This is a genomic window from Streptomyces sp. NPDC005799 (assembly GCF_040630525.1).
Taxonomy (GTDB): domain Bacteria; phylum Actinomycetota; class Actinomycetes; order Streptomycetales; family Streptomycetaceae; genus Streptomyces; species Streptomyces griseorubiginosus_B.
In genome coordinates this window covers 10,061-34,464 of record NZ_JBEXXQ010000010.1, presented here as the reverse complement: position 1 = coordinate 34,464, position 24,404 = coordinate 10,061, and the positions used below count along the sequence as shown (strand labels likewise).

Sequence of the window (24,404 nt, the reverse complement as noted above, 5' to 3'; positions counted from 1 at the left end):
GGACGCCGGGCCGGGTGCCTGCTCAGGTGCCCGGCTTGCGCCCGTACACGAAGACGTCGTCGCCGGCCTTCAGCAGGGACCAGTACTTCTGGGCGGTGGCGGTGGTCATGTTGACGCAGCCGTGCGAGCCCGGCGGGTTCCACATGCTGAGGTTGACCGAGTGGAAGGCCTGGCCGCCGTCGAAGAACTGGCTGTAGGGCATCGGCACGTTGTAGATGTTCGAGACGTGGTTCTTGTCACGCCAGTAGATCTTCTTCAGACCGGTGCGGGTGACGTACCCCTTGCGGCCGGTGCGGACCGGCACCGGGCCGTAGACGAGCCTGCTGCCGTCCTGGATCCAGCTGAGCTGGAGCGTGAGGTTCACGCAGGCTATGCGCCCCTTGTTCGTCGGGCACTTGCCTTCCTTGTTGGGGTTGTTCCCCACGGCCTTCTGCTTGTTCATGAGGTCCATCACGCCCCAGGTGACGGAACCCGCGTACCCGATGTTCGGGGTGATGCCGTGCTTGGTCTGGAAGGCCTTGATGGCCTGGCAGTCGGCGGCGGACTGTTTTCCGTCGACCGGCCGGCCGAGGAACTTCTCCACCTGCTTCTGATAGGGCCCAGCCTGCGTGGTGCAGCTCGTGGCCGCCTGGGCGGAACCGGTGCCCAGGGCGAGGGTGAGCGGTGCCACCAGTCCGGTGATCCCGAGTGCGACGGCTCCCCGTCTGCGGATGTCCCCCATGGTCTGCCTTTGCCTTTCGCGCGGAATGGTCGTCCGATCTGCGATCTCTGCCAGCTAGACCGATGTCCGCCGCGATCGGTTGTAAGTCGCCGCACGTTACGACGAAACGGTGACATTCGCAGTGCGCCAGGTCACAGCGGTCGTCCGCTGCCTACCCCGAGGACACACACCGCACACCCGCCCAGGGCTGCCTCGGCCCCCAACTCCTGCCTTCCGCACGCGACTTCTTAGGCCGCCGCATCGGGGCTGCGCCGACGGTGAGGGTCAGGTGCCGCTGCGCACCCCCGTCACCGCGTTGAACCCCGTGTGGACCGCGGTCAGGCCGCCGTCGACGGTCAGTTCGGTGCCGGTGATCCAGGCCGCGTCGCGGGAGGCGAGGAAGGCGACGGCCGCCGCGATGTCCTCCGGTTCGCCGACCCTGCCGAGCGGGTACAGCGGGCGCAGTGCTTCCAAGTCGTCCTCCCGGCCTTCCCACGCGGACGTGCGCACGGTGCCCGGCACGACGAGGTTGACGCGGACTCCCCGTCCGGCCGCCTGTCCGGCCAGGGTGCGGGTGAGGGAGGCGAGGCCGGCCTTGGCGGCGCTGTAGGCCTGGTTGCCGAAGTCCATCCGGCCGTTGACGGAGCCGATGCTGACGATCGCGCCGCGCCCGGAGGCTGCCAGGTGCGGGAGCGCGGCCCGGCAGCAGCGGTAGGCGCCGGTGAGGGTGATGTCGAGGTCGCGGGCCCACGCCTCGTCCGGGCCGTCCTCGAAGAGCGGGGTGTCGGGGGTGCAGGAGGCCGCGCTGTTGACCAGGACGTCGAGGCGGCCGAAGGCGTCGACGGCGTGCGCGACAGCCGCCTCCACCGCCGCCCGGTCCCCCACGTCGCACGCCAACGCCTCGGTGGCCAGGCCCCGTTCGCGCAGTGCCCCCGCCGTCTTCTCGACCTCGGGCGGGTCCGCGTCGGTGAGCAGAACCCGCGCCCCCTCCTCGGCCAGGCGCCGGGCGACGGCGGCGCCGATGCCGCGGGCCGCGCCCGTGACGAGAACCCCGTACCCCTCGAAGCGCTTGATGTCAGCCATGGCCCGAACCTACTCCCCGCAAGATCCACGGGACAGATAGCGTGCGTCCATGTCCGCTTTTCTGCAGCAGCTCCCCGCGCTGATAGGTGTGGTGATCGGTGCCCTCGGCTCGTATCTGGCGGTGGTGCGGGGTGATCAGGCGCGGTTCCGGCGGGAGCGGGCGGCTCGGTGGGAGGAGCGGCGGTTCGCGGTGTACGCCGACTGGGCCCAGGCGCTGAAGCAGCAGGTGGCGCTGACCTACCGGGTGGCGGCGCACCTCGGCAACGACCCGCACCCGCACCCCCTGACCCCGCGGGAGGCGGAGCCGCTGCTGGCCGAGGTGCAGACCGCCCGTGAGCCGCACGGGGAGGCGCTGATCCTGCTGGGCAGCCCGGAGGCCGTGGAGCGGGCCCGGGCATGGATCGTCACCGTGCTGGAGATGGAGCGGTTCGTGCGGGACGGCACACGGGACCCCGCGGCCTGGCAGGTCCTGCTGGAACGCCAGCGCGCCGGCCGCGAAGGCTACTACGAGGCCGTCCGAGAGGACCTCGCGCTGCCCCCGGGCCATTCCGCGCGCTGGCCGCTGCCGGTGTTGCCAGGTTCCTGACCTCACCGATACCCGGTCACGTCCGCCGGTTTCCCCGCGTCCTGCACCTCCACGAGATAGCGCCAGGCGTCAGGCCGGCTGCCGTCGAGGTCCGTGAAGCCGTAGACCTGGGCGAGGCCGCCGCTGGACAGGGAGCGGCCGTTGAAGCGGGCCACCTCCGGGTCGGCGGCGAGGGCGGCGACGGCGCGGCCGACGTAGCGCGGGGTCTCGGAGATCGCGAAGTGCGGGACCTCGGTGAGGGCGTCGCGCCAGTTGTCCTCGCGTACGCCGAACTGGTCGAGCATGATCTCCGAGCGCAGCCACCCCGGTGTCAGCGCGACGGCCGTGGCGCCGCGCGGGCCGAGTTCGTGGCCGAGGGCGAAGGCCATACGCAGGACGGCGGTCTTGGCGAGGTCGTAGAAGAAGGAGACGCGGTAGGTGTCGCGGTTGTACTCGGCGGTGCCGTCGGTGACCTCCACGGCCAGGCCGCCGGGCCGGCGCAGCAGCAGGGGCAGGGCGTGATGGCTGGTGACGGCGTGCGTCTCGACCGCGAGCCGCAGCAGTCTGAGGCCCTTGTCCAGGTCGTGCTCCCAGACCGGACGGTCCCACTCGAAGAGACTCTCGCCGCCCCAGATGTCGTTGACGAGGACGTCCAGGCGGCCCTCCTCGTCGGCGATGCGGTCGACCAGGGCGCGGACCTGGTCAGGTTCGAGGTGGTCGGTGGGTACGGCGATGCCCCGGCCGCCGGCTCGGGTGACGAGGTCGGCGGTGTCCTCGATGGTCTCGGGGCGGTCGTACTCGGAGCGCCGTGCGCGGGTGCTGCGTCCGGTGACGTACACGGTGGCGCCCGCCGCGCCGAGTTCCACCGCGATCCCGCGGCCCGCCCCCCGCGTCGCCCCGGCGACGAGCGCCACCTTGCCGTTCAGCGCTACGGACATGTCCGGCCTCCCGTTGGCCTCGGTTGTCGGTCACTGCCGAGGGTGCCGTGGAAGCCGGACATCTTCTGTCGCCTTTTCCTGCCGGTGCGTGCCGGTTCAGCGCGATGAGACCGCGCCGTCGTACACGTGGTCCGGGGTGACGATCGCCGTGACCGCCCGCGCGAGGAGGGTGGAGGGTTCCTGGCCCTGGACGGTCGAGTCCGTGTTGATCATGATCACCAGGGTGGCCCGCCGCGCGGGCAGGTACACGGTCACGGTCTCGTAGCCGGGGATGGAGCCGTTGTGCCCGATCCACCCGTTGGCGTCGAAGAGGCCGAGGCCGTAGCTGAGGCCGGGGAGACCGGTCGGCAGCATCCTGAGTCGTTGCGCCTGGGTACGGGGGCTGAGGAGTCTCCCGGTGGCGACGACCTCGGCCCAGCGGCGCAGATCGTGCAGGTCGGAGATCATCGCCCCGGCCGCCCATGCCCAGCTGGGGTTCCAGCGGGTGGCGTCGGCGACCGCGCCGGTCAGTGTCTGGTCCGTGTAGCCGTGCGGATGCGGGTCGGGGAACTCCGTCCCCCGCGGCAGCAGCGTGTGGTGCAGCCGGGCCGGCCGCAGGATCCTCGCGTCGATGAAGTCCGCGAGCCGCTGACCGGAGACCTTCTCGATGACCAGCCCGAGCAGGACGAAGTTGGTGTTGGAGTACTGGAACCGCGTGCCCGGCGCGAAGGTGTTCTTGTGCTTGAACGCGTACGCGAGCAGTTGCCGGGGAGTGAAGGAGCGCTCCGGGTCGCTCAGCAGGTCATGCACGAAGTCCGCATCGGAGCTGTACGGGAACAGGCCGCTGCGCATCTCGGCGAGGTGGCGCAGCGTGATCCGGCCGCCGCCCGGCACGCCGTGGACGTAGCGGGAGATGGGGTCGTCCAGCCGGACGCGATGGTCGTCGACGAGTTCCAGCAGGGCGGTGGCCGTGAAGGTCTTGGTCTCGCTGCCGATCCGCTCGGAGACGTCGGGGGTCATCGGCCTGCCGGTCGCCTTGTCGGCGACGCCGCTCGCCCGGACGTAGCACCCCTTGCCCGGCATCCACAGTCCGACGACGGCACCGGGGATGCCCGCCTGCCGGCGGACGTCCTCGATCGTCCGGTCCAGCCGTGCGGTCATGCCCTGCCCGAGACCGCCCGGCGGACAGTGGTGCCGACCGGATGGATGGGCGGTGCCGGCCGGGACGGCGGTGGCGGGGGCCACGGCTGCCGGGACCAGCACGGACGCCACGAACAGGGTCGCGGCGAGCAGTCGGCGGCGGGGGGTACGTCGCATGCGGGGGCGCCTCTCCAGTCACGGGCCGGGACGGCAACATCACCATCGGCGGCCGATCGGAAAGGCGCCCTTACCCGGGCCTCGCAGCGAGTCCACTCGTTCGGAGCCACACATGTGGCCGCCGCGGACGGGGTTCGCCGTCGTCCCGGGCGGGCAGCGGCGAGGACGCTCAGTGGCCCCGGGCGATCCACTCCTGCAGGTGCGGTGCCTCGGCGCCGATCGTGGTCGGATCGCCGTGGCCGGTGAGGACCTTGGTCTGCGGTGGGAGGGTGAGCAGGCGGTCGCGGATGGAGTCGATGATCGTCGGGAAGTGGGAGTAGGAGCGGCCGGTGGCGCCCGGTCCGCCCTGGAAGAGGGTGTCGCCGGTGAAGACCGCGGCCAGGCCGGGGTCGTGGAGGCAGACCGCGCCGGGCGCGTGCCCCGGGGTGTGGATCACCGTGAGGTCGGCGCCGGCGGCCTCGATGACCTGACCGTCGACGAGATGGGCGTCGGGGTCGCGGTCGGGATGGGTGAGTTTCCACAGCGGCAGGTCGTCCGGGTGCAGCCAGATGGTGGCACCGGTGCGCTCCGCGAGGGCGGGTGCGGCATTGACGTGGTCGTTGTGGGCGTGGGTGCACACGATCGCCGTCAGCCAGCGGTCGCCCACCGCCTCGGCGATCGCGTCGGCGTCGTGGGCCGCGTCGATGACGACGACCTCATGGTCGTCCCCCACGAGCCACACGTTGTTGTCCACCTCCCAGGTGCCGCCGTCCAGGGCGAAGGTACCCGAGGTGACCAGGCGTTCGATGCGGGCGGCCATCACAGCACCACCACCGAGCGCAGCACGTCACCGTGGTGCATCCGCTCGAACGCCTTCTCCACCTCACCGAGTTCGATGGTCTCGGTGACGAACTTCTCCAGCGGCAGACGGCCCTGGAGGTGCAGGTCGATCAGCATGGGGAAGTCCCGGCTGGGCAGACAGTCGCCGTACCAGGACGACTTGAGCGCGCCGCCGCGGCCGAAGACGTCCAGCAGGGGCAGTTCGAGTTTCATCTCCGGGGTGGGCACGCCGACCAGCACCACCGTGCCGGCCAGGTCGCGGGCGTAGAAGGCCTGCTGGTACGTCTCGGGGCGGCCGACCGCCTCGATGACGACGTCGGCGCCGAAGCCGCCGGTCAGTTCGCGGATCGCCTCGACGGGATCGCCCTCGCGGGAGTTGACGGTGTGGGTGGCCCCCAGTTCCCGGGCGGTGGCCAGCTTGCGGTCGTCGATGTCCACGGCGATGATCTTCGCCGCGCCCGCCAGCCGGGACCCGGCGATCGCCGCGTCGCCCACCCCGCCGCAGCCGATGACCGCCACGCTGTCACCGCGCCCGACGTTGCCGGTGTTGATCGCCGCACCGATCCCGGCCATCACGCCACAGCCCAGGAGGCCGGCCACCTGCGGGGCCACGCCCGGGTCGACCTTGGTGCACTGTCCGGCGGCCACCAGCGTCTTGTCCGCGAAGGCGCCGATGCCCAGCGCCGGGGACAGTTCCTGACCGGTCGAGGCGAGGGTCATCCTCTGCTCGGCGTTGTGGGTGTTGAAGCAGTACCAGGGCCGCCCGCGCAAACAGGCCCGGCAGTTCCCGCACACGGCACGCCAGTTGAGGATCACGAAGTCGCCCGGTGCCACGTCCGTGACACCCTCGCCCACCGACTCCACCACACCCGCGGCCTCATGGCCGAGCAGGAAGGGGAAGTCGTCGCTGATGCCGCCCTGCTTGTAGTGCAGGTCGGTGTGGCACACCCCGCACGCCTGCACCTGTACGACCGCTTCCCCCGGGCCGGGATCGGGCACGACGATCGTCTCCATCCGCACCGGCTCGCCCTTGCCCGGTGCGATCACGCCGCGTACTTCCTGCGCCATGGTGCTGAACCCTTTCATCGGCCACTGTCGGTCCGTTCGACCCTACGCGTGACTGATCAGTAACGACACGACATCGGTCAGTGGAGGAACCGCCCACGGTCGGGAGCCGGTACGGGACGTGGACCAGGGTGCCGGCGACACGGCGGGCGGACGCTCCGGACAGGCCGGTCCGGGACTGGCCGCGGCTGGGGGTGGGCGCCGACGTAGCCTGAATGCTCCACGACCGTCGAGGAGCGCCGTGAGCATCGCAGACACCGGGACCCGTTCACCCGCCTGGCGGCTCCTCCTCGGCTATGTACGCCCGCACCGCTGGGCCCTGTTGGCCGGCGGGCTGTTGTCACTGCTCACCGGTGCCGCCGGGCTGTTGCTGCCGCTGGTGGCCAGGGGGTTGATCGACGACCTGTCCCACGACCGGGCGATCACCGGCGCGCTGCTCGCCATGTCGGCCCTGGTGGTCGCCAATGCGGCGCTGGGCGCGCTGGGTTCGTACGTGCTGCGGCGCACGGCGGAGTCGGTGGTGCTCGGGGCGCGGCGCGCGCTGTCGTCGTATCTGCTGCGGCTGCGCGTCACGGCGGTCGACCGCAGCGAGCCCGGCGACCTGATGGCCAGGATCACCTCCGACACCACCCTGCTCCGCGAGGTCACCACCGACTCCCTGGTGGGCCTCGGCACGGGCGGGCTCACGCTGGTGGCGACCGTGGTGATGATGGGCCTGGTGGACCCGGTGCTGCTCGGGGTCACGCTGGCGGTGATCCTGGGCGCGGGCACGGTGCTCGGCGTGATCGTGCCGCGCATCAACCGGGCGAGCCGGCAGGCGCAGGACGCGGTCGGGGTGATGGGTGCCTCGCTGGAACGCATCCTCGGCGCACTGCGGACGGTGAAGGCGTCCGGCGCGGAGCACCGGGAGGAGCGGACGCTGCACGAGGCCGCCGAGGAGTCGTGGCGGCAGAGCGTACGGGCCGCCAAGTGGTCGGCCGCGGCGGGCAACACGGCCGGTCTGGCGATGCAGATCGCCTTCATCACGGTGCTGGCGGTGGGCGGGGCGCGGGTGGCGACGGGCGCCATCCAGGTCGGCACGCTGGTGGCGTTCCTGCTGTACGTCTTCTACCTGATGTCCCCGATCCAGCAGGTGGTCGGCGCGATCACCCAGTACCAGACGGGCGCCGCCGCCCTGGCCCGTATCCAGGAGGCGCTGGCCCTGCCCGCCGAACCCCCGGCCGAAGCGGCGCCGTTGCCCGCGGCCGGCGCCGAGCCGGCCTCGCTCGCCTTCGACGAGGTCCGCTTCCGGTACGCCGACGACCTGCCGTACGTCCATCACGGGGTCACCTTCGAGGTGCCCGCGCGCGGTATGACGGCGTTCGTCGGTCCGTCCGGCGCGGGCAAGACCACGGTCTTCTCGCTCATCGAGCGGTTCTACGACCCGGAGTCCGGGTCCATATCGCTCGACGGCCGTGATCTGGCCGCGTGGGAGCTGCCCCGGCTGCGCTCCGCGATCGGCTATGTGGAGCAGGACGCCCCGGTCCTGTCGGGTTCGCTGCGGGACAACCTGCTGCTGGGCAATCCCGAGGCCGGTGAGGCGACGCTCACGCGGGTGCTGAAGACGACCCGGCTGGACGGGCTGGTCGCCCGTCTCCCCAAGGGCCTCGACACCCTGGTGGGGCACCGCGGCACCAAGCTCTCGGGCGGTGAGCGGCAGCGGGTCGCCATCGCCCGCGCGCTGCTGCGCCGCCCCCGCCTGCTGCTCCTGGACGAGGCGACCTCCCAGTTGGACGCGGTGAACGAAGCGGCCCTGCGGGACACCGTCGCGGACGTCGCCCGGACGACCACGGTCCTCGTCGTCGCCCACCGGCTGTCCACGGTGACGATGGCGGACCGGATCGTCGTCATGGACGCGGGCCGGGTACGGGCCGTGGGCACCCATCGTGAACTGGTGGCCGCCGACCCGCTCTACGCGGAGCTCGCGGCCACGCAGTTCCTGGCGACGGCGGGCTGACACGCGACGAGGGCCGCCCGGATCCGGGCGGCCCTCGTTCCGCGGCACGCGGTCGACTACTGGATGCCGCCGAGCAGACCGGTCACGGGCGCGGCCAAGTCGGTGAGCTGGTGCAGCTGGCCGAGGTCGTTGAGCCGGTTGAGCTGCTGCAGTTGCCCGGACGGCCGCGGAATCTCCGCCTTGTGCGCCGCGGGCAGGTCGCTCACGGTGAGTGAGTCGAGGGTGGCCATCGGGTGGACCGCGCCCGTGCCCGGTGCCGCCGCCTCGGCCGCGGAGGCCAGCGGCGCCGCCAGCCCGGTCAGGCCCGCGGCGAGACCGACGGCGGCGACGATACGTCGTGTTGAGATCATGCTGTGAGCAACGCCACCGCGGCCCGCCGGACACGGGCGCTCGCCTCCACTCACCCGCGAGGCGTAGCGCACGGTTGCGCTTGCCGAGCCCGCCGGGGCGGAGGAGTCTCGAAGGTGGGGCCTTCGCGGCCCGCTCCCGACCGGGTCGCGGCCCTCGAAGGAGGTCACCATGGGCACCGCGGCAAGCAGCAGCTTCAACGCCGACACGCTGAAGAGGGGCGTCGAGGGACACACGGCGGCAGACCTTCTGTCGCTCTACGCGGACGACGCGCAAGTGCGCATCGTGGACCGCAACACCCAGCCCAGCAAACCCCGGGTCCTGCACGGCCGCGACGAGATCGGCGCGCTGTTCGAGGACATCTACAGCCGGGACATGACGCACCGGGTCGACCAGTGCATCGTCCAGGGCGACCACGCCGCCTACAGCCAGTCGTGCGAGTACGCGGACGGGACCCGGGTCCTGGCCGAGTCGATGATCACGCTGCGGGACGGGAAGATCGCCGAGGAAATCCTGATCCAGGCATGGGACGAGTAGGAGCCGGAACCGCGAGGGTCCAGGTCAGCTCCCGGTTGACCTGGACCTTTTCGGCTCGAGCGGCTCTGGGCCTGACTCGGCGGCGACGACCAGCCTCCGCAGCAGGTCGGCCAGTGTCCGCTGTTCTTCTGCGGTCAGTACGGAGAGCAGCGCGACCTCGCCCGCTTCCTCCGACGCGGCATGCTGCTCGAAGGCGGCGTCCCCTGCCTCGGTGAGCCGCACCCGCACCCGCCGGCGGTCGCCCTCCTCGTGGGTACGGCGGATCAGGCCCGCCTCCTCCAGCGGTCCCAGCCGGGCCGACAGCGCGCCCCGGGTCAGCCCCAGCCGGTCGGCGAGCTGTGACGGGCTCGCGGTGTAGGGCGGGCCGAGCCGGCGCAGGGTGAGCAGCACCTTGTACTGCCAGTGCCGCAGCCCGTCGGAGTCGAGCATCTCGCGCCGGGCCTTGGACGCGTGCCGGGACAGGATGGCCAGGCGGACGAAGATCGCCTCCTTCACCGGGTCCATCCAGTCGAGCTCCTTCACCCAATCCTCGACATGCCGGTCCGCCGAGTCCTCCATCGTCTGTCTCCCGCAGTGGTTTTCTTGTGGATGGTTTTCTGCATAACTACCTTCTCTCGTCATGACGAACGCGACGAGCGCTTTGCGCACATCCGTCACCATCGACGAACTGATCGCCTCCGCACAGGAGTTGTCCCTCGCCGGCCGCTGGCCCAGAGCCCTGCGGCTGCTGGACTCGGCCGTTCCCGACAACCGGGCGGACCGAGCCCGGCTCGCCCGGGCGGCCGCCGAAGTCGCCCTGGAGAGCGACTGGTTCACGGGCAGCGACATCGCCGGGCCCCGCCTCGAGACCGCGGCCGAACTGCTGCCCGAGGCCGACTGGGACCTCGGCTTCGCACGGCTGCGGCACACCTACGGCCGTCTGCTGGTCGTCGACGGCACCCCGCACCTCGGCCCCGAGGGAAAGGACCCCGAGGTCCTCGCAGGGCTCAGGCGGCAGGCGCGGGACCTGCGCGACGGCGCGCCCGACGAGGTGCGAGGCGGCTGGGCCTCGATGTACCTGGGGCTGATCACCGACAACCTCTTCGCCGACCTCGCCGCCGCGCCGGCCCACTACGCGGCCGCCCTGGCGGCCGGGGAGTCCGGCCCCGATCCGCTGCTGGCCCGGGAGGCACTGCGGCACCTCGGCATGCACGACCACGACGGCGGGAACCACGAGCGCGCCCTCGAACGCTGGCGGCGGGCCACCGCGCTCGGCGCCGGCGCGGGCCTCGTCGCGGGCACGCTGTCCCAGCAGCTGCTGCTGGCCGTGGTGGCGCGCGCCACGGGTGACGAGGCCGGGGCCAGGGCCCTTGCGTCCGAGGTCGCCCGCTGGGCCGGCGCCGTCGGTGCCGGGCGTCTGCACGCCCAGGCGTCCGGCTTCCTCGACGGTGTCGACCCGACGGCGGCCCCGCCGGTGCGGGAGGAGCCGGTCGGCTAGGCTCGTGGCGGGCCGTGACTGGCGCTTGGGTGGAGCACCACCGGGGAGCGGCCGCGAACAGTCGATGCCGTGCGCCTGGGCGATCCCGTCACACCGGCCCAGGAGTGGATCATGTCGCAGGCCCGGCTCATGAAAGGCACCGCGCTCGCGGGGCGCATCGTCGAGGACACCGCCAAGAAGGCGGCCGAGCTCACCGCACGCACGGGAACGGCGCCCTGTCTCGCGACCGTTCTGGTTGGCGAGGACACTGCCTCCGTCACCTACGTCCGTATGAAGCAGAACCGCTGCCGCAAGTCCGGCATCGAGTCCCGGCATGTCGCCCTGCCGGCCGCCACGACCACCGGAACTCGTCGCCGCGCTGCGGCAGTTGTCCGCCGATCCCACCGTGCACGGCATCCTGCTGCAGCATCCGGTGGGTGAACACGTCGACGAGCGGGCCGCTTTCGAGGCGATCGCGCCCGAGAAGGACGTCGACGGCGTCACCTTCGCCTCGTTCGCCACGATGAGCTTCGGCCTGCCGGGGTTCGTCTCGTGCACGCCCGGCGGGATCATGCGGCTCCTCGACGAGTACGGCGTCGATCCCGCCGGCCGACGCGCCGTCGTCGTGGGCCGCAGTGCCATCCTGGGCAAGCCGGTCGGCATGCTGCTGCTCGCCCGCGACGCGACGGTGACGTACTGCCACTCGCGCACCGCCGACCTGTCGTCGGTGGTGCGCGAGGCGGACATCGTGGTCGCCGCGGTGGGCCGGCCGCGGCTCGTCCGGGGCGAGGACATCAAGCCCGGCGCCGTCGTGATCGACGCCGGGTACAACCCGGGCAACGTGGGCGACGTCGACTTCGACTCCGCCGTGGAGCGGGCCGGGCTCATCACCCCGGTGCCCGGCGGCGTCGGCCCGATGACCATCGCCACGCTGCTGGAGCAGACCGTCGACGCCGCCGCCCGGCAGCTCGGGGTGTGATCAGCGCATCCAGGCGCTGTACGACATCACGTCGCCGGCCTTGACACCGTATTCGGGATCGGCCCGGGAGAAGGTGGTCTCCAGGCCCAGTACGGCACCCTCGGACGGGTCCATGATCAGCATCATGCGGGTGCCGGATCCGTCGTACACGTAGGCCTGTCCGCGCCGCCCGAGCCGGTCGGTGATCTCGCCGACCGGCCGCAGTCCCCGGGTGCCGGCCAGCAGCCTGACGAGGGTGGCGTTCTCACGGGCACCCAGGGTCCAGTGGTCGAGCAGGTCGGCGACGGCGTGGAGGAGTTCCGGGGTCGTCAGGGCTGTGCGGCATGTTCGCCGGATTCCACTTCTGGTGGCCCAAGTTCACGGGCAGGATGCTCGACGAGCGGCTCGGGAAGATCACGTTCTGGACGCTGTCCACCGGCTTCCATGGCACCTTCCTGGTCCAGCACTGGCTAGGCGCGCAGGGCATGCAGCGCCGTATACCGGACTACCTGGCGGCCGAGGGGTTCACCACGCTCAACACGGTCTCGACCATCTCCTCGTTCCTGTTGGGCTCCTCGATGCTCCCGTTCCTCTACAACGTCTGGAAGACCGCCAGGTACGGCGAGAAGGTCGAGGTCGACGCCCCGTGGGGCTACGGCCGCTCCCTGGAGTGGGCGACCTCCTGCCCGCCGCCACGGCACAACTTCGTCCAACTCCCCCGCATCCGCAGTCAATCCCCGGCGTTCGACCTCCACCACGGACAGAAGCCGGTCGCCGAGCGGGATTTGACCGTCCCATGAGCAGCGAGGACACCCGGACGCTTCTCAACGAGATCGAGGGGCACCTCCTGATCGCCGCCGCCCGGGAGGAGGGCCGAAGCGCCGCCGCCCGCTTCAGCGCCCCCTTCGACTGGCTGACTCCGGCCCAACGGGCGGAGATGGAGGGGCGGTTCGAGGCGGAGTACCTCGCACTCGCCCGCGCCTCCTGGCAGCACACGGCGGAGCGTGCCCGTCAGATGCGGGGCGAGTACGAGGCTGCCTACCGCGGCCTGCGCAACCGACTGCTGGCCGGCTGACTGCTGGCCTGCACCGGGGTCGCGGCCGCGGGTCTGGTGGTGCTGGCGTGCACCCAGACCGGCGCTAGTTGAGCGTCCACTTCTGGTTGTCGCCGCCGTTGCAGCTCCACAGGTCCAGCAACGTCCCGTTGGCGGTGCCGTTGTTGTACGCGTCCAGGCACAGCCCGGCGTTGACGTTGGTGATCGTGCCGTCGCTGCCCACGTTCCATTTCTGGTTGTTCTGGCCGTTGCAGTCCCAGATGACGACCTTGGTGCCGTTGGTGGTGCCGAGGTTGTAGGCGTCGAGGCACTTGTCGCCGTACACGACGAGTTCCTTGCGGGAGGTGTACGTCCAGGCCTGGTTCTGGCCGCCGTTGCAGTCCCAGAGTTCGGCCTGGGTGCCGTTGGTGATCGTGTTGTTGTAGACGTCGAGGCAGCGGCCGGACTGCTTGCCGACGACCTGGGTGCCGTTGGCTCCGGGCAGCGGACGGACCGTGATGTCCGCGAGGGTCGGCGCGCCGGTGAAGGCAAGGGTGTTGGAGGAGCCCTTGGACAGGCCGACCATCACCGAGACGGTGCCCTGCGCGGAGCCGGTGGGCGGGAAGGAAACGGTCGTCGAGCCCTGGCCGTTGACCTTGAGGGTCGCGGTGCGGGCGGTGGAGGTGTTGTTGGTGTAGGCGACGTCCACCACCTTGACCCCGGTGTTTCCGGCGACCACGCCCGAGAAGCTCGCCGTCCCGGTGTAGGTGCTGCTCGCCGCTTCCGTACCGCCGGTGACGGTGAGCATCACCGAGCCGCCCGCCGGAACGCCGGCGGTGTAACTCGTGCCGTACGAGCCCAGGTTGGTGCGGGCCCACAGGTCACGGACGGTCGCGGAGGCGTTGGTCAGGCCCAGGTCCGACCAGCGGACGGTGATGTTCTGGGCGGAGGAGGTGCGGTTGAGCAGGACGACGGCGCGGTTGCCGGTGCCGGACAGGACCTTGCCGTAGACCTGCAGTCCGCTGGTGTCCTCGGCGACCTTGACGCCCTGGAGGCCGCGCGGGTCCTGGTCGACGGCGATGACCTCGGCGTTCTTGAGGATGCCGGCGGTCTCCGAGGTCATGGTGGCGAGGTTGTTGCCGGCGAGGAGCGGGGCGCCGGAGATCGCCCAGAGATTCATGTGGGTGCGGTTCTGGGCGGCGGTGAAGCCGTCCATGCCGACCATCAGCATGTCGGGGTCGTTGTAGTAGCCGGTGTGCTGGGCGAGGGGGTGCAGGGTCTGGTCGAAGTTGGACAGCAAATTCGTCATCGAGGGCGAGTCGCCGTAGTAGATGATGTCGGTGCTGGTCCGCCACATGGGGGCCTGGCCCGGCGCCCAGTTCCAGGGGTTCTGCTTGCCCCAGTTGCAGATCGAGAGGGTGAGCGGACGGCCGGTGGTGGCCGACGCCCTGGCGACCGCGTCACTGATCGACTGGTACGTCGACGCGGCGTCGAGCCCTTCCGCGTCACCGCCGCACCAGTCGACCTTGACGAAGTCGAAGCCCCACTCGGAGAACTGCAGCATGTCCTGGTCGTAGTGGCCCTCGCTGCCCGTGTCGGGCGCGGCGGGGCGGCCGGTCGGGTAGTAGTAGCCGCAGCCGTTCTTGCCGGCGTCGGTGTAGATGCCTGCCTTGAGGCCCTTGCTGTGGATGTAGTCGGCGATGGCGCTCATGCCGCCGGGCCACTCGGACTCGTCGACGGTGATGTTGCCCGCGCTGTCGCGGGTGCCCTGCCACCAGCCCTCGTCGATGTTGATGTACTTGTATCCGGCCGCCGGCAGGCCGGCCGCCACGAACGCGTCGACCTGCTCCTTGATGACGCTGTAGTCGATCTTCGCGGCGAAGCTGTTCCAGGAGGCCCAGCCCATCGGGGCGGTCGGTACGGCTATTTGACGGTTCGTCGCCGCCTGGGCAGGACCGGGCCCGGCGAACAGAAGGGCGGCGGTCGCGGTCAGGACGAGGACGAGGAGGCGTACGGCGGCGGTTCTGAGGCGCACGTGGGCACCTCGGCGGAGCTGGTGCGGCGGGGGGTACATGCGGCTCCTGCGGTGTGAGGGGATCTCAGGCAGACCAAGGCATTTATTCGAGATACCGAACGAGGATCGGTTAACCGAACGTATCGCGCGCCGAAAGTAGAGCCACCGGGAGAGCCAAGTCAACGGATGTGACAGGGGTGAAGTGGCCGCTCCGCACGGGTCGTTGTCGCGGCACGAACTGACACGGCGTCATACTGGCCGTCGTGCGCGTAGCGATCATGACGGCGGGATCCCGGGGCGATGTGGCCCCCTACACCGGCCTCGGGCACGGACTCGTCCGTGCCGGGCACGACCCGCGGGCCGAACTGGAATCCGCGCGGGGACGCGGGCCGCATCGCAGCGCGACCGGGGTGGGCACGCTGGTACGCGTGGTCGCGATGGCGCGGGCGCTGGTCGGGCGCATGGCGGACGACCTCGTGGCGGCCGCCCGGTCGAGCGATCTGCTGCTCCTGTCCGGTTCGGTGGGCCCGCTCGGCCGTACCGTCGCCGAGGGCCTGTCCCTGCCGTATCTGGACGTTCCCCTCCAACCACTCGCTCCGACACGGGAGTTCGGGCCGCCCACGCTCGGAGTGCGCTCGCTCGGAGCGGTGGGCAACCGGATCGCCGGGCACGGGGTGACCCTGGCCGTGGAGCAGGTCTTCGCCGGGGCGCTGCCGTCCGTACGGCAGCGGCTGGGGCTGCCCCGTACGAGCGCCACCGCGGCATGGCGGGCCCGGGAGCGGCAGGCGCGGCCGGTGCTGCACGGCTTCAGCGAGCTGGTGGTGCGGCGGCCGGACGACGGGGGTGCGGGCCTCACCGTGGCCGGCTACTGGTGGCCGTACGACGGCGACAGCGAACTCCCCTCCGCGCTACGGGACTTCCTCGAAGCGGGACCACCGCCGGTGTACGTCGGCCTGGGCAGCGCGACCGTGCCCGACCCCGAGCGGCTGAGCGGGGCTGTCGTACGCGCTCTGCGCGCCGGGCCGGGCTGCGGGCGTGATCCAGCGGGGCTGGGCCGGTCTCGATGCCTCCGACTCGGACACGCTGACGGTCGCCGAGGTCGCCCATTCGGTGCTCTTCCAGCGCATGGCCGCCGTGGTCCACCACGCGGGCGACGGGTACGACAGCGGCCGCCCTGCGCGCCGACGTGCCGACGGTGCCGGTCCCGATCCCGTTCGACGAGGGCTTCTGGGCCACGCGCCCGGCCGCCCTGGGCGTCGTTCCCCGCGCCCTGCCGCTGCGCCACCTGACGGCCGACACCCTGGCCACCGCCCTGATGCGGGCCACCCGCGATCAGGCGTTCGCACCTCGCGCCGCCGATCCGGGGGCACGCGTCCGCGGGGAGGACGGTGTGGCTCCGGTGCTCGCCGCGGTCCATCGGTGCGGCACGGCGGGCCGACCGAGGCCGGCGAGGCGTCCGAGAACCTCGGATGCGCTCCGGATGGTGGAAGCAAGCCCGCGGAGGACGGCGAAACGCCGCCCGGGTCCTTCTCGCCCCCCGGCGCACCGACGATCATGCCGCGTCATGGACATCTTGCTCGTCGCCAGCGCGTTCAACAGCCTGTCCCAGCGCGTGTACGCGGAACTGTCGGACGAAGGGCACCGGGTCGACGTCGTTCTCGCCTCGCACGGCACCGGGGCGATCAGGACCGCCGTACGGGAGGTGCGTCCGGAACTGATCATCGCCCCGATGCTGAGGACAGCGCTGCCGGAGGACGTCTGGCGGGCGCACACCTGCCTCGTCGTGCATCCGGGGCCGCCCGGCGACCGCGGCCCGTCCTCCCTGGACTGGGCCGTCGCCGAGGACGCGCCCGAATGGGGAGTCACGGTGCTCCAGGCGGAGGCGGGCATGGACGCGGGCGACGTGTGGGCGTCCGAGTCCTTCCCGACGGCGCCGGTCGGCAAGAGCGACCTGTACCGCAACGAGACCTCGGACGCCGCCATGGCCGCCGTCCGCCTGGCCGTACGGCGCTACGCCGAGGGGGCGTTCAAGCCGCAGCCGCAGAGCGATCCCTCGGTCCGCGTGGTGTGGCGCGACTTCTTCCGCCAGGAGCGGCGCGGGATCGACTGGGAGAACGACGGCACCGGGACGGTGCTGCGCAAGCTCCGTGGGGCCGACTCGCAGCCGGGCGTTCTGGACGAACTCCTCGGCCACGAGGTGTTCCTGCACGGCGGCCACCCCGAGGACGAACTGCGCGGAGCCCCCGGGGAGTTGCTCGCCACGCGCGCCGGGGCGGTCTGCCGGGCCACCCGGGACGGCGCGGTGTGGATTACGCAGCTGCGGCCCCGTAAGAGCTCCGGCGACCCGGCGCCGTTCCGCCGTCCCGCGGCCTCCGTGCTCGCCGCCTTCTCCGCTCCGTCGCTGCCGGAGGTCACGGCCCCGCTGGAGCTGCCCGCCGGCCGCAGGACCTGGACCGACATCCGGTACCGGCAGCACGGCGACATCGGCTTCCTGACGTTCTCCTTCCCCGGCGGAGCGATGAGCACCGACCACTGCCGCAGGCTGCTCGCCGCCTACCGGCACGCGCTCACCCGGCCCAGTCGGGTGCTGGTGCTGGGCGGATGCCGCGACTTCTTCTCCAACGGCATCCACCTCAACGTCATCGAGGCCGCCGCCGACCCCGCCGGTGAGTCCTGGTCCAATCTCAACGCCATGGACGACCTGGTCGAAGCGGTCCTGCGCACCACCGACCGGCTGGTGGTGGCGGCGCTCGGCGGCAACGCGGCGGCGGGCGGCGTCATGCTCGCGCTGGCGGCGGACCAGGTGTGGTGCCGCACGGGCACCGTCCTCAACCCGCACTACCGGCGGATGGGCCTGTACGGCTCGGAGTTCTGGACGTACACGCTGCCGCGCCGCGTCGGAGGCGAGACCGCGCGGCGGCTGACCACCGAGGCGCTGCCGGTGAGCGCGGCCACCGCCGCACGGCTCGGGATGGTGGACCGTCTGCTGCCGGTGCCGGCCCAGGCGTTCGCCGCCGAGGTCGAGAGGCTGGCCACCGCGCTCGCCGGTGCCCCGGACCTCGCCCGGCAGATCGCCGCGAAGGCCGCGACACGCCGGGCCGACGAGGAACGACGACCGCTCTCCGACCATCGGCGGGCCGAACTCGCCCGGATGCGGGCCATCTTCTTCGATGCGCGGGCCCCGTACCACGCCCTGCGCTCGGCCTTCGTGCGCAAGCTGCCGGGCGGTTCGGCCCGGCCCCTCGCCCCGGTCGGCGAGCCCGTCGCCGGGGGTGACCGGTGACCGGGTCCGGCATCCGCCTGCTGGTGGCAGGCGTCGGCAACATCTTCCTCGCCGACGACGCCTTCGGCCCCGAGGTGATCCGCGCCCTGGAGCGGCGGCCGCTGCCCGCCGAGGTGCGGGTGCGGGACTTCGGCATCCGCGGCCTGGATCTCGCGTACGAACTGCTCGACGGCTACGACACCGCCGTCCTCGTCGACGCGGCCGTGCGGGGCCACCGGCCGGGCACCCTGTCGCTGATCGAACCGGATCTCCCGGACGGCGGCGAGAGCGCCGCCCCGCCCGAGGCGCACGGCATGGATCCGGCCAAGGTGCTGGCCCTCGCCGCCCACCTCGGCGACGAGCCGCTGCCGCGCGTCCTCGTCCTGGCCTGCGAGCCCGAACTGCGGCCGAGCGGCGACGAGGACATCACCCCGGGCATCAGCGCGACGGTCCGCGACGCGGTCGAGCGAGCCGTCGAGGCCCTGCACACCCTGGTCCCGGCCCTGCTCGCCGACCCCCTGGCCACACCTGCGTTGAGCCGCCCGGACGAATCCACGGGCCCGTCCGCGGCCGGGCTCCCGCTGCCGGTGGCCGGCGGCGTCGAGGATCGGTGACGCACCGACATCCCGGTCTCTCCCCCTCACCGACCGCGAGGAGCACCGCCCATGTGCGAGTCCATGGAGGACGTCACCCAGGCCGTCCTGGCGAAGAACGACGGCCTGGCCGCGAGCCTGCGCGAGGAACTGGCCCGGCGCGGCGTATGCGTGGTCAACCTCCTGTCCAGCCCGGGCAGCGGAAAGACGGAGCTGCTGGGACGGGTGCTGGCCCTCGCGGTGGAGCGGCGCGTCCCGGTGGCCGCCCTCACCGCCGACCTGGCGACCGAGAACGACGCCCGGCGGCTGGCCCGCTCAGGGGCACCGGTGAAACAGCTGCTGACCGACGGACTGTGCCATCTGGAGGCCCGGCAGCTGAGCACCCATGTGCGCGACTGGCTGCCCGAGGACACCGCGGTGCTGTTCGTGGAGAACGTCGGCAATCTCGTCTGCCCGGCCTCCTACGACCTCGGCGAGAGCCTGCGCATCGTGCTCATGGCGGTGACGGAGGGCGAGGACAAGCCGCTGAAGTACCCCACCGCCTTCGGCTCCGCCCAACTCGTCGTGCTGACCAAGACCGACCTGGCCGAGGCCGCCGGTTTCGACGAGGCCGCCTTCCTCGCCCATGTGCGGCGGGTCAACCCCGGGGTGGAGGTCGTCCGGTCCTGCGCCCGGGACGGCGACGGCGTCGGCACCGTACTGGAACGGGTGCTCGCCGTGCGGGACGGGGCCCCCGTGCACCGTCCGCCCCTCGCCCCGCACCCCCACCGGCATGCGCGGAAGGACCCCGGCCTCACCGCCGGCCGCGTCTCGTGACCGCGCCCGCCGCACAGGCGGTGCGCCGTCGCGTCACCGTGCGCGGCACCGTGCAGGGCGTGGGCTTCCGTCCGTTCGTGCACCGTCTGGCGACCGACCTCGCGCTCTGCGGCTTCGTGAGCAACACGGCGAGCGGCGTCCTCATCGAGGTGGAGGGCCTGCCGGAAGAGGTCGCCCGGTTCTGTGAGCGGCTGGCCGCCGAGCCCCCGCCGCTGGCCACCGTCACCGGCGTAGGGGTCGAGGACCTGCCCGTCACCGGCGTCGACGCCTCCTTCACCATCCGTGCCACCGAACACTCCTCGGGGCGCACCCAGCTCCCGCCCGACACCGCGACCTGCGCCGACTGTCTGCGGGAACTGGCCGATCCGGCCGACCGCCGCCACCGCCACCCGTTCGTCACCTGCACCCACTGCGGACCCCGCTTCACCATCGCCACGGGGATGCCGTACGACAGGGCGCTCACCACCATGACCGGCTTCCCGATGTGCCCCGCCTGCGCCCGGGAGTACGGCGAGCCCGCCGACCGCCGCTTCCACGCCCAGCCCGTCGCCTGTCCGGACTGCGGGCCCCGGCTGCGCCTGGTGCCCGCCCCCGGCAGCGGGCCGCGCCCCGCACGGGACGACGAGGCCCTGGCGGCGGCGCGGGCTCTGCTGGCGGCCGGACGGATCCTCGCCGTCAAGGGCCTCGGCGGCTACCACCTGGCCTGCGACGCCACCGACGCACGGGCCGTGGACACGCTGCGCGCACGCAAGGAGCGCGGCGGCAAACCGTTCGCGGTCATGTGCGCCGACCTCGACACCGTGGAGCGGATCGCCGAGGTCTCCTCGGCCGAGCGGACGGCCCTCACCGGCCCCCGCCGCCCCATCGTCCTGCTGCGCCGGCGGACGGGGGCAGCGGGCCTCCCCCTCGCGCCTGGTGTCTGTCCGGGCAGCCCGCACCTCGGTGTGATGCTGCCCTACACCCCCGTCCACACGCTGCTGCTGGGCCTGCCGGGTGACCCTCCGGGCCCTCGGGTGCTGGTCATGACGAGCGGCAACCGCTCCGGCGAACCCATCGTCACGGACGACGAGGAGGCACTGACCCGCCTCGCCGGGCTGGCCGACGCCTGGCTGGCCCATGACCGGGTCATCTCCTCCCCGTGCGACGACTCCCTGCTGCGGGTGCGCGCCGACGGCACGGAGCAGGTGCTGCGGCGCTCCCGCGGGTATGTGCCCCGCCCGCTGCGCCTGCCGGTCGCCGTGCGGCCCGCGCTCGCGGTGGGCGGCGACCTCAAGAACGCGCTGTGCGTCGGCGAGGGCGACCAGGCCTGGCTGGGCCCGCACATCGGCGACATGGGCGACCTGACGACGCTGGAGGCCGCCCAGCGGGCCGAGGGACACATGCGGCGGCTCAGTGGCGTCACCCCCGAGCTCGTCGCCGCCGACCGCCACCCCGGCTACCACTCCTCCCGCTGGGCCCGTCGCCACGCCGCCCAACTGCCCCTTCCAGCACCGGTGTTCGTGCAGCACCACCACGCGCACATCGCCTCGGCGATGGCCGAGCACGGCCTCGACGGCACCACACCCGTGATCGGCGTGGCCTTCGACGGCACGGGCTACGGCGACGACGGCACCGTCTGGGGCGGCGAGTTCCTGCTCGCCGATTACACGGGGCACCGCCGCTTCGCCCACCTCGCCCCGGCCCCGCTGCCCGGCGGTGACGCGGGGGTGGCCAACCCCTGCCGGCTGGCCCTGGCCCGGCTGTGGGCCGCGGGGCTGGCGTGGGAGCCGGACCTGCCCTGCGTCGCCGCCTGCTCACCCGCCGAACTGAGCCTCTTGGAGCACCAGTTGGCGCGCGGAGTGGCCTGCGTGGCGACCTCCAGCATGGGCCGGCTCTTCGACGCGGTGTCGTCCCTGGTGGGTGTGTGTCATCGCGCGGGATACGAGGCCCAGGCCGCCCTGGAGCTGGAGGCCGCGGCCGCTGCGGCCCGGGACGCCGACGACACGGCGTACGCCTTCGGTCTGGTCTCCGGCCTGTGCGACCCGGCGCCCGTGCTCGGCGCACTCGTCGCCGACCTGCGTCGCGGCGCACCGGTCCCGGTGCTCGCCGCGCGTTTCCACCGTGGCGTCGCGCTGGCCGTGGCGAAGATCTGCCGGCGGGCTCGCCGGGAGACCGGCGTGGCGACCGTCGCGCTGAGCGGCGGGGTGTTCGCCAACGCACTGCTGGAGGAGGAGTGCGCGCGGCTTCTCGCCCAGGACGGCTTCGCGGTGCTGCGGCACGGCGAAGTCCCCCCGAACGACGGCGGTTTGGCCCTCGGACAACTCGTGGTCGCGGCGCACGAACGACAGGAGGAGTGACCCATGTGTTTGGCAGTGCCCGGCAAGGTCGTCTCGATCGACGACAGTGCCGACCCGCTCACCGGGCTGATCGACTTCGGCGGTGTGCAGAAGCAGGCGTGTCTGGAGTACGTGTCGGACGTGCGCGTGGGTGAGTACGTCATCGTCCACGTCGGGTTCGCGCTCCAGCGACTGGACGAGGAATCGGCCTTGGCCTCCCTGCAGCTCTTCGAGGAACTGGGGCTGCTGGAGGAGGAGTTCGGTGACGCCTGGGAGCAGGCGGCGAAGGAGGCGGGAACCGCGTGAAGTACATCGACGAGTTCAACGACCCGGACCTCGCCCGGCGGCTGGTGGACGACATCCGCGCCACCGTCACCCGGCCCTGGGCCCTGATGGAGGTGTGCGGCGGCCAGACCCACTCCATCATCCGGCACGGCATCGACCAACTCCTGCCCGAACAGGTGGAGTTGATCCACGGTCCCGGCTGTCCGGTGTGTGTCACCCCCCTGGAGGTCATCGACAAGGCGCTGGAGATCGCCTCGCGTCCCGGGGTGATCTTCTGCTCCTTCGGTGACATGCTCCGGGTGCCGGGCACCGGCCGGGACCTGTTCCGTGTCAAGGGCGAGGGCGGCGACGTACGGGTGGTCTACTCACCGCTCGACGCCCTCGAGCTCGCCCGCCGCAACCCGGACCGGGAAGTGGTGTTCTTCGCCATCGGCTTCGAGACCACGGCCCCCGCCAACGCCATGGCCGTGCACCAGGCGCGCCGCCTGGGCCTGACCAACTTCAGCCTCCTGGTGTCGCACGTACGGGTGCCCCCGGCCGTCGAGGCGATCATGACGTCGCCGTCCTGCCGGGTGCAGGGCTTCCTCGCCGCCGGGCACGTGTGCAGCGTGATGGGCACGGCCGAGTACCCGCAGCTGGCCGAGCGGTTCGGCGTACCGCTCGTGGTGACCGGCTTCGAGCCGCTCGACATCCTCGAGGGCATCCGCCGCGCGGTGCGTCAGCTGGAACGCGGGGAGCACCGGGTGGAGAACGCCTACCCGCGTGCCGTGCGCGAGGACGGCAACCCGGCCGCCGTACGCATGATCGAGGAGGTGTTCGAGGTCACCGACCGGAACTGGCGCGGCATCGGGCCCATTCCGAACAGCGGCTGGCGGCTGACCGAGACGTTTCGCGCGTACGACGCCGAGCACCGCTTCCAGGTCACCGACATCCGCACCGAGGAACCCGCCGAGTGCCGCGCGGGCGAGGTGCTCCAGGGCCTGATCAAGCCCACCGAATGCGCGGCCTTCGGCACCACCTGCACCCCGCGCACCCCGCTCGGCGCCACCATGGTCTCCAGCGAGGGTGCCTGTGCCGCGTACTACCTGTACCGCCGGATGAACTCCGCGACGCCGCAGGCGGCCGGGGCGGCGGGCAAGGAGGTGAACCCCGTTGGCTGATCTCGTCGAAACCGTCGACCCCGCGAACTGGACCTGCCCGGCCCCCCTGCGCGACCAGCCCGTCGTGGTCATGGGGCACGGCGGGGGCGGAGCGCTGTCGGCGGAGCTGTTGGAGCAGGTCTTCGTCCCCGCGTACGGCAACGCCACCCTGGCCGGCCTCGCCGACTCCGCCGTCCTCGAACTGGGCGGCGCCAGGCTGGCGTTCTCCACCGACTCCTATGTCGTCAGGCCGCTGTTCTTCCCCGGCGGCAGTCTGGGTGACCTGGCGGTCAACGGCACCGTCAACGACCTGGCGATGAGCGGAGCCAGGCCCGCCTACCTGTCGGCCGCCTTCGTCCTGGAAGAGGGCGTGGAGCTGACCGTCGTCGAACGGATCGCGCGCGCGATGGGTGCCGCGGCCGAGACCGCCGGGGTCACCATCGCCACGGGCGACACCAAGGTGGTGGAGTCGGGGCACGGCGACGGCGTGTACGTCACCACCGCCGGGGTCGGGCTCGTCCCGGACGGGGTGGACATCCGGCCCCAGCGGGCGCGGCCCGGTGACGCCGTCATCGTCAGCGGGCCGATCGGCCTGCACGGGGTGGCGATCATGAGCGTCCGGGACGGGCTGGAGTTCGGGGTCGAGCTGGCCAGCGACACCGCGCCGCTGGCGGACCTGGTGGCGTCCATGCTGGCGGTCACCCCGGACATTCACGTCCTGCGCGACCCCACCCGCGGCGGTCTGGCCGCGTCCCTCAACGAGATCGCCCGCGCCTCCGGAACCGGTGTCCGACTTACGGAGCGGGCCATTCCGGTGCCGGACGCGGTCGCGAACGCCTGCGGTTTCCTGGGGCTCGATCCGCTCTACGTCGCCAACGAGGGCCGGCTGGTCGCCTTCGTGCCGCCGACGGAGGCGGAGGCCGTCCTCGCGGCGATGCGCGCACACCCGCAGGGCACCGGGGCCACGCTGATCGGTGAGTGCGTCGCCGACCACCCCGGCATGGTCGTGGTCGCCACGGGACTCGGCGGCACCCGGGTGGTGGACCTGCCGCTCGGTGAGCAGCTGCCGCGCATCTGCTGACTCCGGACGCGAGCGGGGCCCCGCCGACCCGACAGAGGGGGGGCGGGGGGCCCGCGCCGGAAAGGCACGGCGCCCGGAACCCGAGATAAGAGAAGGAGAGCCCCC

Annotated in this window: 21 protein-coding genes, 4 pseudogenes and 1 riboswitch; of the genes and pseudogenes, 15 read left to right on the top strand and 10 right to left on the bottom strand. The window is 72.2% G+C overall.

All coding sequences use genetic code 11. The features are described 5' to 3' along the window. Positions 1 to 22: 22 nt before the first annotated feature. Positions 23 to 721 carry a L,D-transpeptidase gene (locus ABZ453_RS12055; RefSeq protein ID WP_359014137.1) on the bottom strand — a complete coding sequence of 233 codons (699 nt, stop codon included), beginning with the start codon at positions 719 to 721 and terminating at the stop codon, positions 23 to 25. Between the two features lie 264 nt (positions 722 to 985). Then, complete coding sequence (locus ABZ453_RS12050) at positions 986 to 1,783, bottom strand: SDR family NAD(P)-dependent oxidoreductase (protein ID WP_359014135.1); 798 nt, start codon at positions 1,781 to 1,783, stop codon at positions 986 to 988. Positions 1,784 to 1,832: 49 nt separating this feature from the next. Here ABZ453_RS12050 and ABZ453_RS12045 point away from each other — a divergent pair, with 49 nt between their 5' ends. Beyond that, positions 1,833 to 2,369 carry a hypothetical protein gene (locus ABZ453_RS12045; RefSeq protein WP_359014133.1) on the top strand — a complete coding sequence of 179 codons (537 nt, stop codon included), beginning with the start codon at positions 1,833 to 1,835 and terminating at the stop codon, positions 2,367 to 2,369. Between the two features lie 2 nt (positions 2,370 to 2,371). Here the strand turns inward: ABZ453_RS12045 and ABZ453_RS12040 are convergent, their stop codons facing one another. From ABZ453_RS12040 to ABZ453_RS12025, 4 genes are all read right to left on the bottom strand, one after another. Further along, a complete protein-coding gene (locus ABZ453_RS12040; RefSeq protein ID WP_359014132.1) occupies positions 2,372 to 3,286 on the bottom strand; it encodes an SDR family oxidoreductase in 915 nt (304 codons plus the stop codon). Positions 3,287 to 3,382: 96 nt separating this feature from the next. Continuing rightward, positions 3,383 to 4,582: a serine hydrolase domain-containing protein gene (locus ABZ453_RS12035; protein WP_359014130.1), complete on the bottom strand. Its 1,200-nt coding sequence runs from the start codon at positions 4,580 to 4,582 to the stop codon at positions 3,383 to 3,385. A 169-nt stretch (positions 4,583 to 4,751) separates the two neighbouring features. Continuing rightward, entirely contained in the window at positions 4,752 to 5,381 is a 630-nt protein-coding gene (locus ABZ453_RS12030; protein ID WP_359014128.1) for an MBL fold metallo-hydrolase, read from the bottom strand. Further along, positions 5,381 to 6,469 (bottom strand): S-(hydroxymethyl)mycothiol dehydrogenase, encoded by a 1,089-nt coding sequence (locus tag ABZ453_RS12025; RefSeq protein WP_359014126.1) that lies wholly within the window; start codon positions 6,467 to 6,469, stop codon positions 5,381 to 5,383. The genes ABZ453_RS12030 and ABZ453_RS12025 overlap by 1 nt, the downstream gene beginning before the upstream one ends. Before the next feature lie 238 nt (positions 6,470 to 6,707). On the opposite strand from ABZ453_RS12025, the gene ABZ453_RS12020 reads away from it, so the two are divergent. Then, positions 6,708 to 8,462, top strand: a complete 1,755-nt coding sequence (locus ABZ453_RS12020; RefSeq protein ID WP_359014124.1) for an ABC transporter ATP-binding protein — start codon at positions 6,708 to 6,710, stop codon at positions 8,460 to 8,462. A 56-nt stretch (positions 8,463 to 8,518) separates the two neighbouring features. Here ABZ453_RS12020 and ABZ453_RS12015 read toward each other — a convergent pair whose 3' ends face one another. After that, positions 8,519 to 8,812: a hypothetical protein gene (locus ABZ453_RS12015; protein WP_359014122.1), complete on the bottom strand. Its 294-nt coding sequence runs from the start codon at positions 8,810 to 8,812 to the stop codon at positions 8,519 to 8,521. Between the two features lie 169 nt (positions 8,813 to 8,981). On the opposite strand from ABZ453_RS12015, the gene ABZ453_RS12010 reads away from it, so the two are divergent. Beyond that, on the top strand, positions 8,982 to 9,347 hold the full coding sequence (locus tag ABZ453_RS12010) for a nuclear transport factor 2 family protein (RefSeq protein ID WP_359014120.1): 366 nt from the start codon (positions 8,982 to 8,984) through the stop codon (positions 9,345 to 9,347). 24 nt (positions 9,348 to 9,371) lie between these two features. Here ABZ453_RS12010 and ABZ453_RS12005 read toward each other — a convergent pair whose 3' ends face one another. Further along, on the bottom strand, positions 9,372 to 9,905 hold the full coding sequence (locus tag ABZ453_RS12005) for a MarR family transcriptional regulator (RefSeq protein WP_359014118.1): 534 nt from the start codon (positions 9,903 to 9,905) through the stop codon (positions 9,372 to 9,374). A gap of 61 nt (positions 9,906 to 9,966) precedes the next feature. On the opposite strand from ABZ453_RS12005, the gene ABZ453_RS12000 reads away from it, so the two are divergent. Together ABZ453_RS12000 and ABZ453_RS11995 are read left to right on the top strand one after the other, a co-directional pair. After that, positions 9,967 to 10,824, top strand: a complete 858-nt coding sequence (locus ABZ453_RS12000; RefSeq protein WP_359014116.1) for a hypothetical protein — start codon at positions 9,967 to 9,969, stop codon at positions 10,822 to 10,824. Between the two features lie 4 nt (positions 10,825 to 10,828). Next, a riboswitch (ZMP/ZTP riboswitch) is annotated at positions 10,829 to 10,912 on the top strand. A gap of 23 nt (positions 10,913 to 10,935) precedes the next feature. Beyond that, positions 10,936 to 11,782: pseudogene (locus ABZ453_RS11995) on the top strand (bifunctional 5,10-methylenetetrahydrofolate dehydrogenase/5,10-methenyltetrahydrofolate cyclohydrolase). On the opposite strand, the pseudogene ABZ453_RS11990 reads toward ABZ453_RS11995, so the two are convergent. Then, positions 11,783 to 12,097 (bottom strand): annotated as a pseudogene (locus ABZ453_RS11990) (hypothetical protein); the annotation flags it as partial. It lies immediately after the preceding pseudogene. 8 nt (positions 12,098 to 12,105) lie between these two features. On the opposite strand from ABZ453_RS11990, the pseudogene ABZ453_RS11985 reads away from it, so the two are divergent. Continuing rightward, positions 12,106 to 12,561: pseudogene (locus ABZ453_RS11985) on the top strand (cbb3-type cytochrome c oxidase subunit I); the annotation flags it as partial. Next, positions 12,558 to 12,836, top strand: coding sequence for a hypothetical protein (locus ABZ453_RS11980; RefSeq protein ID WP_359014114.1), 279 nt, complete (start codon positions 12,558 to 12,560; stop codon positions 12,834 to 12,836). The pseudogene ABZ453_RS11985 and the gene ABZ453_RS11980, both read left to right, overlap by 4 nt. Before the next feature lie 64 nt (positions 12,837 to 12,900). Here the strand turns inward: ABZ453_RS11980 and ABZ453_RS11975 are convergent, their stop codons facing one another. Next, the gene (locus ABZ453_RS11975; RefSeq protein WP_359014112.1) at positions 12,901 to 14,868 is read right to left on the bottom strand and encodes a ricin-type beta-trefoil lectin domain protein; all 1,968 of its coding nucleotides are present in this window, start codon (positions 14,866 to 14,868) and stop codon (positions 12,901 to 12,903) included. Positions 14,869 to 15,086: 218 nt separating this feature from the next. Between ABZ453_RS11975 and ABZ453_RS11970 the strand changes: the two are divergent. From ABZ453_RS11970 to hypE, 8 genes and pseudogenes are all read left to right on the top strand, one after another. Beyond that, positions 15,087 to 16,228, top strand: a pseudogene (locus tag ABZ453_RS11970) (nucleotide disphospho-sugar-binding domain-containing protein); the annotation flags it as partial. 144 nt (positions 16,229 to 16,372) lie between these two features. Further along, positions 16,373 to 18,091 (top strand): hydrogenase maturation protein, encoded by a 1,719-nt coding sequence (locus ABZ453_RS11965; protein WP_359014443.1) that lies wholly within the window; start codon positions 16,373 to 16,375, stop codon positions 18,089 to 18,091. After that, positions 18,088 to 18,684: a hydrogenase maturation protease gene (locus ABZ453_RS11960; RefSeq protein ID WP_359014110.1), complete on the top strand. Its 597-nt coding sequence runs from the start codon at positions 18,088 to 18,090 to the stop codon at positions 18,682 to 18,684. The genes ABZ453_RS11965 and ABZ453_RS11960 overlap by 4 nt, the downstream gene beginning before the upstream one ends. A 51-nt stretch (positions 18,685 to 18,735) precedes the next feature. After that, entirely contained in the window at positions 18,736 to 19,479 is a 744-nt protein-coding gene (gene hypB / locus ABZ453_RS11955) for a hydrogenase nickel incorporation protein HypB (protein ID WP_359014109.1), read from the top strand. Further along, the gene (hypF, locus tag ABZ453_RS11950) at positions 19,476 to 21,815 is read left to right on the top strand and encodes a carbamoyltransferase HypF (RefSeq protein ID WP_359014107.1); all 2,340 of its coding nucleotides are present in this window, start codon (positions 19,476 to 19,478) and stop codon (positions 21,813 to 21,815) included. The genes hypB and hypF overlap by 4 nt, the downstream gene beginning before the upstream one ends. A 3-nt stretch (positions 21,816 to 21,818) precedes the next feature. Continuing rightward, positions 21,819 to 22,100, top strand: a complete 282-nt coding sequence (locus ABZ453_RS11945) for a HypC/HybG/HupF family hydrogenase formation chaperone (RefSeq protein WP_133043694.1) — start codon at positions 21,819 to 21,821, stop codon at positions 22,098 to 22,100. Next, positions 22,097 to 23,239 (top strand): hydrogenase formation protein HypD, encoded by a 1,143-nt coding sequence (gene hypD / locus ABZ453_RS11940; RefSeq protein WP_359014104.1) that lies wholly within the window; start codon positions 22,097 to 22,099, stop codon positions 23,237 to 23,239. Before ABZ453_RS11945 ends, hypD begins: the two co-directional genes overlap by 4 nt. Continuing rightward, positions 23,232 to 24,299, top strand: coding sequence for a hydrogenase expression/formation protein HypE (gene hypE / locus ABZ453_RS11935; protein ID WP_359014102.1), 1,068 nt, complete (start codon positions 23,232 to 23,234; stop codon positions 24,297 to 24,299). The genes hypD and hypE overlap by 8 nt, the downstream gene beginning before the upstream one ends. Positions 24,300 to 24,404: the final 105 nt, after the last annotated feature.